The sequence below is a fragment of the Sphingobium sp. Leaf26 genome, assembly GCF_001421665.1.
Classification (GTDB): Bacteria; Pseudomonadota; Alphaproteobacteria; order Sphingomonadales; family Sphingomonadaceae; genus Sphingobium.
Genome location: NZ_LMKV01000005.1, coordinates 23470 through 36653, shown reverse-complemented (window position 1 = coordinate 36653; position 13184 = coordinate 23470). Strand labels below are relative to the sequence as shown.

The window sequence follows — 13184 nt, the reverse complement described above, 5'->3', positions numbered from 1 at the left end:
CGCTATGCCGGTGGCTGGCCCAATATTTCGCGTGCGCGCGGCGTGAGGCGCTTCACCGCAGCGGCGTGGATGCCGGGCGCGGCGCAGAGCAGGCCGAAGGCGGTCGGCTGGGGGCGGTTGAAGAGCAGGGGATCGCCCAGCGCGTCGGTCACGGTGCCGCCCGCTTCCTGCACGATCAGCGCAGCGGCGGCGACATCCCATTCATTGCCCCAGCGGACGGTGGCGACCAGATCGGCCTCGTCCGCGGCGACCATCGCCATGCGCAGCGCGATGCTGTTGGGCTTTTCCACCGTCACCAGATCGCGGTCGATGCGCGGGAGCTGTTCGGCGGGGACGCGCGCGCCGGGCAGGGTCTGTCGCGATCCGGCACGAAGCGCCATGCCATTGCGGGTCGCGCCCTTGCCCCGTTGCGCCACCCAGAGTTCGTTGCGGGCGGGCGCGGCCAATATGCCGAGCGTCACCGCGCCCTGATCGACCAGCGCCACCGACACGGCCCAGCCACGCCGCCCGCGCAGATAGTCGCGGGTGCCGTCGATCGGATCGACCACCCAGACGCGCGGCACGCCCAGGCGATGCACGGTGTCGGCTGTCTCCTCCGACAGCCAGCCGGCCTGCGGGTCGATCGCCGACAGCCGTTCGCGCAGCATGGCGTCGACCGACAGGTCGGCTTCGCACACCGGATGGCCGGGCACCTTCTCCCACTGGCGCACGCGCGTCTCGCCATTGGCCCAGAGGGTCAGCGCATGATCGGCCGCATCCGCCACGGCGGACACGATCGCGCGCAGGGAGGCGTCAGCCCCCGGCAACGGTCATCCCGTCCACGCGCAGCGTCGGCACGTTCATGGCATAGCGGAAACTGAGGTCGCTGGCCGGCGTCAGGGCGCGGAACATGTCCTTCAGATTGCTGGCGATGGTGATTTCCGACACGGCATGGGCGACCGCACCATTTTCGATCAGGAAGCCCGCCGCGCCTCGGCTGTAATCGCCGGTGACGCCGTTCACGCCCATGCCGATCAGTTCGGTGACATAAAGGCCCCGCTTCACGTCCGCCATCAGGTCGCCGGGCGAAATGGTGCCGGCCTCCATATGGACGTTGGTGATGCTGGCGCCGGGCGCGCCGCTGCCGCCCCGGCTGGCATGGCCGGTGGGTTCAAGGCCGAGCTGGCGGGCCGAGGCGCTGTCCATCAGCCAGCCGGTCAGCACGCCCCGGTCGATCAGCGCGCGCCGGTCCACCGGCAGCCCTTCGCCGTCGAACGGGCGCGAGCGCATGCCGCGCGGCAGGAGCGGATCGTCGATGATGGTGATGGCCGAATCGAACAGCGCCTGCCCAAGCGAATCCAGCAGGAAGCTGGACCGGCGCGCGATCGCCGGGCCGACCATGCCGCCGATCAGATGGCCGAGCAGGCTGGAGCCAATGCGCGGATCGAAGATGACCGGCATGACACCGCTTTCGACTTTCACCGGATTGAGCCGCGCGACCGCCCGCTGGCCCGCGCGGATGCCGACAGCTTCGGCATCGTCCAGATCCTCCAGATGGCGGACGCTGTGGCTGGCATAGTCGCGCTGCATGTCGGCGCCGGCGCCGGCCAGCACACTGGCCCAGGTCGCATGGCTGGTCCCGGCATAGGCGCCGGCAAAGCCATGGCTGGTGGCGAGCGCCACCTGGCTGCGGCCATTGGATGCGCCGCCGCCTTCGCTGTTGGTGATGCCCGGTACGCTGCGCGCGGCTTCCTCCGCGATCAGTGCGCGTTCGCGCAGGGCGGCGGGTTCAGGCTCGGCATCGTCGGTCAGGTCGAGCGCGGGCAGGCGCTTCTTGAGCAACCGGTCTTCCGGCGCGAGGCCGGCATAGGGATCTTCGGGCGCTTCGCGGGCCATGGCGATGCAGCGATCGACCAGGGTGGCGAGCGTCGAGGGGTTCATGTCCGAGGCAGAAATGCTGGCGGAGCGCTGGCCGATGAAGACGCGCAGGCCGATCTCCTCGCCCTCCGACCGTTCGACATCCTCCAGCGCGCCGAGCCGCACCGACACGTTGGTCGATGCGTTGCAGGCATAGATGGCGTCGGCGGCGTCCGCCCCGGCCTTGCGCGCGGCGCTGACCAGATCCTGCGCGCGCGACTGGGCTTCGTCTAGGCTGAGCATGGAGGGGAAATCGTCCTCGAATATAGGGATGGTTGCGGTCGGCCTTACGCGCTTGCCGACAAAGGGGCAACGGCGGCCAGCCAGTGATCGAGCAGGTGCCAGGCGACGGCCATCTGCGGCGGGGCAATGAAGGGCGCGTCGGGATCGCCCGCCAGCGCGGCGCGGACCTGATCGGCATCGCACCAGAAGGCGTCCTCGATCTCGGTTTCATCGAGAGTCAGCGCATCATCCTGCGCCTGGCCGATGCAGGCGATCATCAGCGAGGAAGGGAAGGGCCAGGGCTGGCTCATCACATAGCGGACATCATGGACGCGTATCCCCGATTCCTCGAACAATTCGCGGGCGACCGCTTCCTCGATGGTTTCGCCCGGCTCGACAAAGCCGGCCAGCGCCGAATAGCGACCGGGCGGCCAGGCATGCTGGCGGCCGAGCAGGATGCGCCCGCGATGTTCAGCCAGCATGATGACGACCGGATCGGTGCGGGGGAAATGTTCGGCGGCACAGGCGTCGGCTTCGCATTGGCGCGACCAACCGGCCTTCGCCGGGCGAGTGGTTGCGCCGCAGACCGAGCAATGGCGATGCCGGGCATGCCAGTGGACGAGGCTGCGCGCCGCGCCGTAGAGCGCGACCTCATCGGCCGGGACGAGGCCGACGATGGCGCGGCTGCGCGGCGTGGGGGTGAGGGCCGGGCCAAGATCGGCGACCAGCCGGGTGAAGATCGGCCGGGCGGCGGGATCGACGCCGAGCAGGACATGATCCTCCACTCGCGCATCGGAGGCGAGCGGTTCCAGCAACAGATGGCCATCCACCTCCACCGGGTCCAGCCCGTCCAGCACCAGCAGGCGAGCGGCGGGATCGGCGAATGTTTCGGCAAGCCGGGCGGGGTTGGTGCGGATAGGGTCCACGCGGTCCAGCCGGCTGCCGACAAAGCCCGGCATGGTCTTTGCTGTCGGGTCAGTTCCGTGCATGCGTCTGCCTTTCCTTCCTCACCGCTTCGGCCGCGCGGGCGAACAATGTCGGCAATCCTGCCTCCCCGATCCGGTCGACCGGCCACCATTCGCCCGCTCCCGGCGGCGTCACATCCGCCCCCACATGGGTATGGTGGACGCACAGCGCCAGTGAGAAATGGGTGAAGACATGCGCTACCGGCGCATCAATGCTGGTCCAGTGCGCCGGGAGCGGCGGGGTGAACTCCGGCGCGTCGCTCCAGTCGGAACTGGGCAGCGCGCGCATGCCGCCCAGCAACCCCTTGTCCGGGCGACGGATCAGCCAGACATGGCCGTCCCTCTCGATCCACCAGCCATGGCCGGTGCGATGCGGGCGCGCCTTCCTGGGCGGCTTGACGGGATAAGCGGCGGGATCGGCGGTCAGCACCGCGTCGCAATCGTCGCGGATCGGGCAGAGGCCGCAGGCGGGATTGCGGGCGGTGCAGATGGTCGCGCCCAGATCCATCATCGCCTGCGCAAAGTCGCCGGCACGGGCATCCGGGGTGATATGATCGCAGGCTTCGCGAATCGCCGGCCGGGCGGCGGGCAGGGGCGTGGCGATGGCGAAGAGACGGGCGACCACCCGCTCGACATTGGCGTCCACCACCACCGCGCGCCGGCCAAAGGCGATGGCGGCGACGGCGGCAGCCGTATAGGCGCCCACGCCGGGCAGCGCGCGCAGTCCCTCCTCCGTATCGGGGAAGAGCCCGCCATGATCGTGCGCCACCGCCCGCGCGCAGGCGAGCAGGTTGCGGGCGCGGGCATAATAGCCAAGGCCGGCCCAGGCGGCCATCAGGTCGGCGTCCTGCGCGGCGGCCAGATCCTGCACCGTGGGCCAGCGGTCAGTGAATTTCGCGAAATAGGGGCCGACGGCGGCCACCGTCGTCTGTTGCAGCATGACTTCCGACAGCCAGACGCGATAGGGATCGGCGGCGTTGCTGCCGGGCGGCGCGCGCCAGGGCAGGCGCCGGGCATGCACATCATAATGGGCGAGCAGGTCGCCCGCGATTTTTCTGTCTCTACCCTCGACGCGCATGCCGGCCCTATGCCATTAAGTGCGCCATGACGGAACGCCCGGCCCCCCCTAAATATAAGAGTCGTGCCAAGGCGCCGGCGGAACGTCCGCGTACTGGCGCGCCGCGCGCGATCGCCGACCTGATGCCGGATATCGGCCGCGCCGCTTTCCGCAAGTTCGGTTTCGTCCAGTCCAGCATCGTCACGCGCTGGGCAGAGATTGTCGGCAGCCATTATGCCGAGATTTCCATGCCCGAATCGATCCGCTTCCCGGTGGGGCAGAAGGCGGGCGGCACGTTGCAACTGACGGTGATGAGCGGCCACGCGCCGATGATCCAGCATATGCTGCCCGACATCGTCGAGCGGGTGAACCGCTTCTTTGGCTATGCCGCCGTCGCCAAGGTGGCGATGCGGCAGGGTGAGGTCACGCCGATGCGGGCCGAGCGCCGCCCGCCGCCCCGGAACCTCAAACCCATTCCGGTCGAGCTGGGCGATTCGCTGCGCGACATTGGCGACCCGGAATTGCGGGCGGTGCTCGAATCGCTGGCGCAGGGTCTTGCCAACAGCAACGGATTGCCGAAAATTAACTAGAGCGCTGGCGGATCGGATGGCACATCCGTCCAATCGCCGCACATGACCCCTATTCGGCTCCGGTTCAGCGGAGTCTCGCTACGGACGCGCCTCATGAAGAAACTGCTCCTGCCGCTTGCCCTGCTTGCCGTTCCCGCCGCCTTGGTCGCCGCACCTGCCGCCAATTGGGTGAGCCGGGTCGTGCTGTCGCCGATCGGCGGCCATCTGATGGGCAATCCTGCCGCTCCGACCAAGCTGGTCGAATATGTGAGCTATACCTGTTCGCATTGCGCCCATTTCGTGGGCGAGGCGAGCGCGCCGCTCAAGACCGGCTATGTGAAGGGCGGCAAGGTCAGCGTCGAGATACGCAATGCGGTGCGCGACAAATATGACCTGACCGCCGCACTGCTGGCCCGTTGTGGCGGCCCGGCCCGCTTCATGGGCAATCATGAGGCGCTGTTCGCCAACCAGAGTGCATGGATGCCGCAGATCGAGGCCTATGATGGCGGCACCGACAAGCCGGCCGACCAGACCGCCGCCATGCGGGACATCGGGCAGAAGACCGGCCTTTATGCGCTGATGAACAAGCGGGGCTTCACCAATGCGCAACTGGACGCCTGTGTCGCCAATCCGGCGTCGATGAAGCAGATATTGGCCATGACCGACGATGCGTGGAACAAGGCGAAGATCGGTGGCACGCCCGGTTTCGTCGTCAACGGCACGAAGGTGGAGGGATCGACCTGGGCGATCCTTCAGGCCGCATTGCCCCCCGCCGCGCGCTGATCTAAACCGCTTCCATCCTGTCTGAATTCGGAGCCTTGCCCGTCGTGAAAGCCTTTTCCGGTATAGCCCTTGTCGCCCTTAGCCTCACCCTTGCCGCCTGTGGCAAGAATGAGGAAGCCGCCAAGCCCAGCGGCGATCCGGTCGCCGCCGTCGCAGCGCCCGCCGGGACTAGCTGGTCGGAGACGATTGCGGAAACGCCGGACGGCTATTTCGTGATGGGCAACCCGTCGGCGAAGGTGAAGCTGATCGAATATGGCTCCTACACATGCAGCCATTGCAAGGATTTCTCAGCCGAAGCGTCGGAGGAGATCAAGAAGATCGTCGACACCGGCAAGATGAGCTTCGAGTTCCGCACCTATCTGCGCGATCCGATCGACCTGACCACCGCGCTGCTCGCCCGTTGTGGCGGCAAGGACATCTTCTACCCGCTGTCGGAGCAGTTCTTCGCCAACCAGTCGGCGATGTTCGAGAAGGTGCAGGGCAATGAGGCCGCCTTCCAGGGCGTCGACAAGCTGCCCGCGGCGCAGCGCCCCGGCGCGATCGCGCAGATTGCGGGTCTGGTCGAATATGCGCAGCAGCGCGGCATTTCCGCCGATCAGGCGAAAATCTGCCTGGCCGACACCGCCGTTGCCGAGAAGCTGGCCAAGAATGTCGAGAAGGCCAACACCGAATATCAGATTCAGGGCACGCCCAGCTTCCTGATCAACGGCGTATTGCTGGACAATGTCGCCAGCTGGTCCGCGCTTTCGCCCAAGCTCAAGGAAGCGGGACTCTGATTGCGTCAGAGGGGGCTGACAGGCGCGCATACGCATAGCGGAACCGGGGTGGCAGGCTGCCCCGGCTTTTCGTCATGCAGATAAAGCGGCTCAAGCTTTCCGGCTTCAAGAGCTTCGTCGATGCGACGGAGTTGCGGATCGAGCCGGGGCTGACCGGCATCGTCGGCCCCAATGGCTGCGGCAAGTCCAACCTGCTGGAAGCGATCCGGTGGGTCATGGGCGAATCCAGCGCCAAATCCATGCGCGGCGGCGGCATGGAGGATGTCATCTTCGCGGGCACCGCCACGCGGCCGCAGCGCGACTTTGCCGAAGTGTCGCTGCTCACCATCCAGGAACAGGGCGAACTGTTTACCGCCGTCGATGTCGGCGCGGACGGCGAACTGGAGGTCACGCGCCGGATCGAGCGCGGGGCGGGCAGCGCCTACCGCGCCAATGGCAAGGATGTCCGGGCCAAGGACGTGTCGCTGGTCTTCGCCGATGCGGCGACTGGCCCGCATAGCCCGGCGCTGGTCAGCCAGGGGCGCATCGCCGCCGTCATCGCCGCGCGACCGCAGGAGCGCCGCGCCATGCTGGAGGAAGCGGCGGGGATTGCCGGCCTCCATGTCCGGCGCAAGGATGCCGAGCAGAAATTGCGCGCGGCCGAGGCCAATCTGGCGCGGCTGGACGAGATATTGCTGGATATGGATGCGCGCGCCAACGCGCTGCGGCGACAGGCGAAGGCGGCGGAACGCTATATCCGCCTGTCGGACCAGATTAGGGTTGCCGAAGGGCGCGTGCTGTTCGCCCGCTGGCGCGAGGCCAATGCCAGTGCGGAGGCGGCGCGGGCCGAGGCGAAGCAGGCGGACGCGGCCGTGTCGGCCGCGCAGGGGGGGCAGATGGCGGCCGCCGCCCATGCGCAGGCCGCCGTCGCGACACTGGCCGAGCGGCGCGCCGAGGCGCAGCGCGCACGGGATGCCGCCAATGAGGCGGGGCACCGGCTGGCCGCGCTGCGCACCGAGCGGGAGTCGGTCGTCCGTCGTCTGGCCGACCTGACGCAGCAGGCGTCCAGGCTGGAGGAGGATCGCGCGCGCGAAGGGACGCTGGCCAATGATGCGGCGGACGCGATCGCCCGGCTGACAGCGGAGATTGCGACGCTGAAGGGGCGGGTGGCGGAGACGGAGACATTGCGCCCGGCTTTCGCCACGCGGATCGCGGCTGCCGAGGATTCGGCGCGCGACACCGAACTGGATCTGGCGAAGGCGATGGCAAAGCAGGCGGCCGAGCAGGCGGAATTGCGCGTGGCGGAGGCGGCGCTGGTGGCCGCGCGCGCACGGTTCGATCGGGCCGAGCGAGAAGTGGTGCGGCTGTCCGCCGAGGTCGAGGCGCTGCCTGATGCCGTGCCGCTGGAGGCGCAGCGGGCGGCTGCGCTGGCCGATCAGGACAAGGCGAAGGCCGAACGTGATGCTGCCGAAAACGCCATCCAGTCGGCCGACGCAGATCGCCAGTCTGCGGCCGATGCGCGAGCCGGAGCGGAGGCTGCGCTGGCATCGGCGCGGGCAGGGCTGGCTGCATTGGACAGCGAGGGCGCTGCGCTGCGGCGGGCGGTCGACAGCGGTAGCGCCGGCAAGGCGCGGGCGCTCGACCGGCTGAAGGCGGCGCCGGGCTATGAGCGAGCGCTGGCGGCAGCATTGGGCGACGATCTGGAGGCGCCGGTCGGGCCGGAGGGCAAGCGGCGCTGGGCCGGGGCCGATCCGCTGCCCGGCGATCCGGCCTTGCCCGTTGGCGCGACGCCGCTGGCGGCGCATGTCACCGCGCCGGCCGAACTGGCTCGCCGTCTGGCGCAGATCGCCGTGGTGGACAGGGACGAAGGGCAGGCGCTGGACGTCGGGCAACGGCTGGTCACGCGGGACGGGCAGTTGCGCCGCTGGGACGGCTATGTCGCGGCAGAAGGCGGGGCTGCGGCGGCCGAGCGACTGATCCGGCTCAACCGGCTGGACGCCATTGCCGCGGCCCGTCCGGCCATGCAGGCCGAGGTCGAGCAGGCTGCGACTACGCAGGATGAGGCGAAGGCGCGCGAACAGGCCGCCGCGCAGGCGCTGGCGGCGGGGCGCACCGCCCTGTCGCAGGCGGACCAGAGGTTGCGCTGCGCGCTGCGCGCTGCCGACGAGGCGACGACGGCGCTGGAACGGCTGGCGGGGCGGCGCGAGGGTATCGAGGAACGGCTGGCCGAGGCGCGGCGCGATCGCGATGGCGCGCAGGGCGAGCATGAGAAGGCGGAGGCGAACCGTGCCACCGTGCCCGATGGCGCGGAAACCCGCAATCTGGTCGCGACACTGTCGCAGGCGAGCGAGAAGGCGCGGGGGGCCGTCAGCCAGTTGCAAGCCGAACAGGCGCTGGCCGATCGTGCGCTGTCGAGCGACCGGGAGCGCCAGGCGGCGGCTGACGCAGAGGTGAAGGGCTGGCGTGCCCGCGCTGGCGAGGCGGCCAAGCGCATCGCCGCGATGGTCGCGCGGGCCGAGGAGATTGTCGGCGAACGGGACCAGATCGCCACCCGGCCGGAGACGTTGGCGCAGGCCATCACCGACCTGGGCGACAGGGGCACAGCCCTTGCCGACGCGGCGGATCAGGCGCGTCGGGCCGAACTGGAAGCGGAAGCGATTGTGCGCAGCGCCGAAGGACGCGCCGCGCAGGCCGGCGAGGCGCTGGCCGCCGCGCGCGAAGCCCGCGCGACCGCCGTGGCCCGCGCCGAGGCGGCAGACGAGCGGCGGATCGAAACCAACCGCCTGTCGGGCGAGCGGTTCGAATGCCCGCCGCCGGTGCTGCCGGAGAAACTGGGCTTTGCCAGCGCCGATGTGCGGCTGGCCCAGACCGAACTGGCCGATCATGACCGTTTCCATGCCGAGCGTGAGCGGATCGGCCCGGTCAATCTGGTCGCGGCGCAGGAACTGGAGGAACTGGAGGCGACGCAGGCCACCAGCCGGGGTGAAAGCGCGGAACTGACCCAGGCGATCAACCAGTTGCGCGGGTCGATCGGCAGCCTCAATCGCGAGGGGCGGCAAAGGCTGCTGGCTGCGTTCGAGGCGGTGGACGGGCATTTCCGGCGGCTCTTCACGACGCTGTTCAATGGCGGTCAGGCGCATCTGGAACTGATCGACAGCGACGATCCGCTGGAGGCGGGGCTGGAGATCATGGCGCAGCCGCCTGGCAAGAAGCTGGCGGCCCTGACCCTGTTGTCGGGCGGCGAGCAGGCGTTGACCGCCGTCGCGCTGATCTTTGGTCTGTTCCTGACCAATCCCGCGCCGATCTGCGTGCTGGACGAGGTCGACGCGCCGCTGGACGACGCCAATGTCGAGCGTTTCTGCGACTTGCTGGACGCGATGGTGGCGCAGACCAACACCCGCTACCTGATCGTCACCCATAATGCCGTCAGCATGGCGCGCATGCACCGGCTGTTCGGCGTGACCATGGTGGAGCGCGGCGTCAGCCGGCTGGTATCAGTGAACCTGCAAAGCGCCGAGGCGCTGCTGGCGGCGGAATAGAAACGGGGGACAGTTTGACAAGGCATGCTCTTCTGGTGCGCATGATGATCGGCCTGACCGGCGCGTTTCTGAGTTCCGCTGGTGGATCTGCCACGACGCCTTCGTTGCCCGTGGTGGGGGAGGAGGAGGACGATCTAGCCCGCATTGGCGCGCTGGGATCGCGTATTTTCGATTATGATCAGGCCGCATGGCACTCGACGGACGCGATCGGTGCGCGACTGGACGAACTGGCCCGCAACGGTGCTCAGGGATGGGTGATCGAGCCGAAGGGTGACGGCCTGTCCGTCATCTATTATGGCAAAGCCGATGACGCCTTCTTTGCGCTGGCGAGAATGGATGCGCAGGGCGCGACAGTCACCGGCCAATCCTGGTACACGCCGCAGCAACGCGAACCGCTGTCACCCCTCGCCTTGCGTCTGGTCGCGGCAAAGGAGGCCGCTCTGGCGCAGGCCTCCGTTCTTGCGCCTTGCTCCGACAGGCCGTTCAATCCGGTCGTCCTGCCACCCGATCAGGAAAATGGCCCGATCAGCGTCTATCTTTTGACACCTCAGGTCACGACCGATCGCTATCCGTTCGGCGGCCATTACAGGCTGGAAGTGGACAAGGACGGCAAGATCCTGTCCAGCCGGGCTTTCATGAAAACCTGCTTTCAGGCCCCCAGACAGGAGCAGGCAAAGATGATGTTCATCACCCATTTGCTCGATCCCCGCCCCACTGAAATTCATGCCTATATGTCATTATGGATGCGCAAGCCTGTCGCCGTCGCCACGACTGACAAATGGCTGTGGCTGGTCAACGGCGCCCATATCAGCCGGGTGAGGAAGCTGGATTAGTCCTCATCATGTTTGCAGAAGCGAAGACGGATATTCGCTTAACTTCGCACTTTTCCCGCAGATTTCGACATTAAATTACGCTGCGGTGATCCTATCGGAAAGTGCCGTGGGCCATTATGAGGCAGGGCCTATCCGATAGGACAGCTTTATCATCCCCGCCCGAACCAACCCTTCATCCGGCGGAACAGGCCGCGTTCGCTGACCGGCTCGAACATTTCCTCCGGGCCTTCGGGGTCCAGTATTTCATGGTCGGCGATCCATTGCTGCACGTCGTTCAGGTCCGGCGTCACATAGGGGCGCAGCGTCCGGCCGGGTTTCTGGCGCAGTTCCTCAAGTCCGGCCATCAGGCCACGCTCGGCGATGACCGCCGACACCCGCTCGGCCGGCAGGTCGAGATGTTCGGCGATCAGGTCGTCGCGGATCTTCAGGATCGTCGCCTGCCGCCCGTCATTGCCCGGCAGCGCGGTGTCGATCGACACGTCACATTCGGTGTCCAGCCGCATCGAGCGGTTGTTCATGTTGGAAGAGCCGACGCGGATCAGCCGGTCGTCCACGATCAGGATCTTGGCGTGGACGTAGATGGGCACGCCGCGACTGGTGAAGGGGTGGTAGATGCGGAAACGGCCATGAGGATCGCGGCTTTTCAGCGTTTCGTAGAGGCGCGCGCGCGCCGTATCCATCGCCTGCTGTTCCAGCCAGCCATCGGCCTGTTCCGGATTGACGATGACGATCTCCGGCCCGTCCGCTTCGCTGAGGCGCTTGGCGATCGCTTCGGCAATGCGGCGGGAGGCGAAATATTGGCTTTCGGCATAGATATGCCGTTTCGCCGCCGCGATCTGATTCAGGTAGAGCTGCTCGATCTCGATCAGTTCTTCCTGATCGTCCATTTTCGGCGCGGACCGGGCGATAGCGATGTCCACGCCCTCAAACTGCACCGGCAGCTTTTCGGGCCAGCAATCCGAGACACCTTCGACCGGTTCCAGCGGATCGCCGCCAGCGCCGGCCCAACGGTTACGCGCATGTTCGCCCAGCGCCGCAGCGATGGGGCCGGCCAGCGCGGTGGTGGCGTCATGCCAGGGGCCATAGGGCGATCCGTCGGGATGCAGCCGGCCCGGTTCCTCATCGCGATGATGGCGCGTGTCCCAGCGGTCGCCGGTCATGTCGATGCCGCCGCAAAAGGCGAAGCAATCGTCGATCACCACGATTTTCTGATGATGGGACGCGGCAGGCGGATGATGGCCATCCAGCTTCACGGTGATGCGGGAATGCGCCATCCAGCGCAATGTGGTGACGAGGTGGGAGGGTTTGGCCATCGACTTGATCGCGCCGACGTCCCAGCGCAGCAGGAAGATTTCCAGTTCCGGGTTCCGCTCCACCAGCCAGGTGATGAAATCGCCGATGACGACGGGCGCGCCGTCCTTCGCCTCATCCTCGCGAATCAGGCTGATGGCGGGATCGAAATCCCAGCCGATCAGCATGATTCGACGCCTGGCCTTCATCATCGCGTCGCGGGCGATGCGGAAATAATTGTCGGCGTCGATGATGACGCTGGCCTTTTCGGCGCGGGCGATGCGCCAGCAATCCGTACCCGGTTGCGGGGTCATAGCGATGCACTCCCCACGACCAGGCAGCCCAGGAACATCAGCAAACCGGAAAAGCGGTTGGACCGGAATTTACGCAGGGGATCGACTCCATCTTCCTTCAACGTGCCCGTCTGCCACATCAGGTGGACGGCCATGGGCAGCAGGGCGGCCAGCGCCAGCCCCTGCGGCCGTATCTGCCAGATCGCGCCGCCCCACAAGGCCAGAGCCAGCGCGTAACATAATGTCACGCCGCCCCGCACATGGCGGCCCATCGACAGCGCGCTGGACCCGATGCCGATCAGCGCGTCATCTTCCCGGTCCTGCAACGCATAGATGGTGTCATAGCCCACCACCCAGAAGATGCTGCCGGCATAAAGCAGCAGGCCGGGCAGGGTCAGCGCGCCCGCCACCTCGCTCCAGCCGACCAGCGCGGCCCAGGAAAAGACGAGGCCGAGCCAGACCTGCGGCCAGCCGGTGATCCGCTTCATGAAGGGATAGGCGGCGACCAGCACCAGACTGCCGAGCGCCACGACCTGCGCATAAAAAGTGAGTTGCAGCAGGACGATCAGGCCGATCAGGCACAATGCGAGGAGCCAGGCCCAGGCGACCTTGACCGACATCGCCCCGCTGGCCAGCGGCCGGGCGGCGGTACGGGCGACCTTCCGGTCGAGATCGCGATCGACGATATCGTTGAACACGCAGCCCGCGCCCCGCATGGCGATGCTGCCCAGCAACAGCCAGCCGATCAGCGGCCAGCGGGCAAAGCCGCCACCGGCCAGCGCCACGGACCATGCGCCGGGCCAGAACAGCAGCCACCAGCCGATCGGCCGGTCGAATCGCGCCAGTTGCGCCAGCGTGCGGGGCATATCCGGCAGGCGGGCGAGCAGGCCGCGCGCTTCGCTGTCGGGAACGATGGTCTGATTCAACTGCGACTCCGTCCGCCCTAACGCTTGTCGAAGGGCCATGCTTCTCTTTAGGGAAG

Annotated in this window: 11 protein-coding genes; 5 read left to right on the top strand and 6 right to left on the bottom strand. The window is 67.5% G+C overall.

The genetic code is table 11. The features are described from left to right. Positions 1 to 2: 2 nt before the first annotated feature. Genes ASE85_RS06780 through ASE85_RS06765 form a run of 4 tightly spaced genes read right to left on the bottom strand, consistent with a single transcriptional unit; the run spans position 3 to position 4161 of the window. A complete protein-coding gene (locus ASE85_RS06780; RefSeq protein WP_056685658.1) occupies positions 3 to 806 on the bottom strand; it encodes an inositol monophosphatase family protein in 804 nt (267 codons plus the stop codon). After that, positions 793 to 2139 carry a TldD/PmbA family protein gene (locus ASE85_RS06775; RefSeq protein WP_056685655.1) on the bottom strand — a complete coding sequence of 449 codons (1347 nt, stop codon included), beginning with the start codon at positions 2137 to 2139 and terminating at the stop codon, positions 793 to 795. The genes ASE85_RS06780 and ASE85_RS06775 overlap by 14 nt, the downstream gene beginning before the upstream one ends. Before the next feature lie 44 nt (positions 2140 to 2183). Then, positions 2184 to 3107: an NAD(+) diphosphatase gene (nudC, locus tag ASE85_RS06770; RefSeq protein WP_056685652.1), complete on the bottom strand. Its 924-nt coding sequence runs from the start codon at positions 3105 to 3107 to the stop codon at positions 2184 to 2186. After that, positions 3094 to 4161 (bottom strand): A/G-specific adenine glycosylase, encoded by a 1068-nt coding sequence (locus ASE85_RS06765; protein ID WP_056685649.1) that lies wholly within the window; start codon positions 4159 to 4161, stop codon positions 3094 to 3096. The genes nudC and ASE85_RS06765 overlap by 14 nt, the downstream gene beginning before the upstream one ends. 26 nt (positions 4162 to 4187) lie before the next feature. On the opposite strand from ASE85_RS06765, the gene ASE85_RS06760 reads away from it, so the two are divergent. The 5 genes from ASE85_RS06760 (at position 4188) to ASE85_RS06740 (ending at position 10619) form a co-directional block, all read left to right on the top strand. Next, positions 4188 to 4730 (top strand): DUF721 domain-containing protein, encoded by a 543-nt coding sequence (locus ASE85_RS06760; RefSeq protein WP_056685646.1) that lies wholly within the window; start codon positions 4188 to 4190, stop codon positions 4728 to 4730. 93 nt (positions 4731 to 4823) lie between these two features. Continuing rightward, positions 4824 to 5492 (top strand): thioredoxin domain-containing protein, encoded by a 669-nt coding sequence (locus tag ASE85_RS06755; RefSeq protein WP_056685642.1) that lies wholly within the window; start codon positions 4824 to 4826, stop codon positions 5490 to 5492. Positions 5493 to 5536: 44 nt separating this feature from the next. Beyond that, positions 5537 to 6268, top strand: coding sequence for a DsbA family protein (locus tag ASE85_RS06750; protein ID WP_056685888.1), 732 nt, complete (start codon positions 5537 to 5539; stop codon positions 6266 to 6268). A gap of 74 nt (positions 6269 to 6342) precedes the next feature. After that, positions 6343 to 9786, top strand: coding sequence for a chromosome segregation SMC family protein (locus ASE85_RS06745; protein ID WP_056685639.1), 3444 nt, complete (start codon positions 6343 to 6345; stop codon positions 9784 to 9786). A 14-nt stretch (positions 9787 to 9800) separates the two neighbouring features. Further along, positions 9801 to 10619 (top strand): hypothetical protein, encoded by an 819-nt coding sequence (locus ASE85_RS06740; RefSeq protein ID WP_156358233.1) that lies wholly within the window; start codon positions 9801 to 9803, stop codon positions 10617 to 10619. 149 nt (positions 10620 to 10768) lie between these two features. Here the strand turns inward: ASE85_RS06740 and ASE85_RS06735 are convergent, their stop codons facing one another. Both ASE85_RS06735 and ubiA read right to left on the bottom strand, forming a co-directional pair. Next, a complete protein-coding gene (locus ASE85_RS06735) occupies positions 10769 to 12223 on the bottom strand; it encodes a phospholipase D-like domain-containing protein (RefSeq protein WP_056685633.1) in 1455 nt (484 codons plus the stop codon). Next, positions 12220 to 13128 (bottom strand): 4-hydroxybenzoate octaprenyltransferase, encoded by a 909-nt coding sequence (gene ubiA / locus ASE85_RS06730; protein WP_056685630.1) that lies wholly within the window; start codon positions 13126 to 13128, stop codon positions 12220 to 12222. The genes ASE85_RS06735 and ubiA overlap by 4 nt, the downstream gene beginning before the upstream one ends. Positions 13129 to 13184 lie beyond the last annotated feature (56 nt).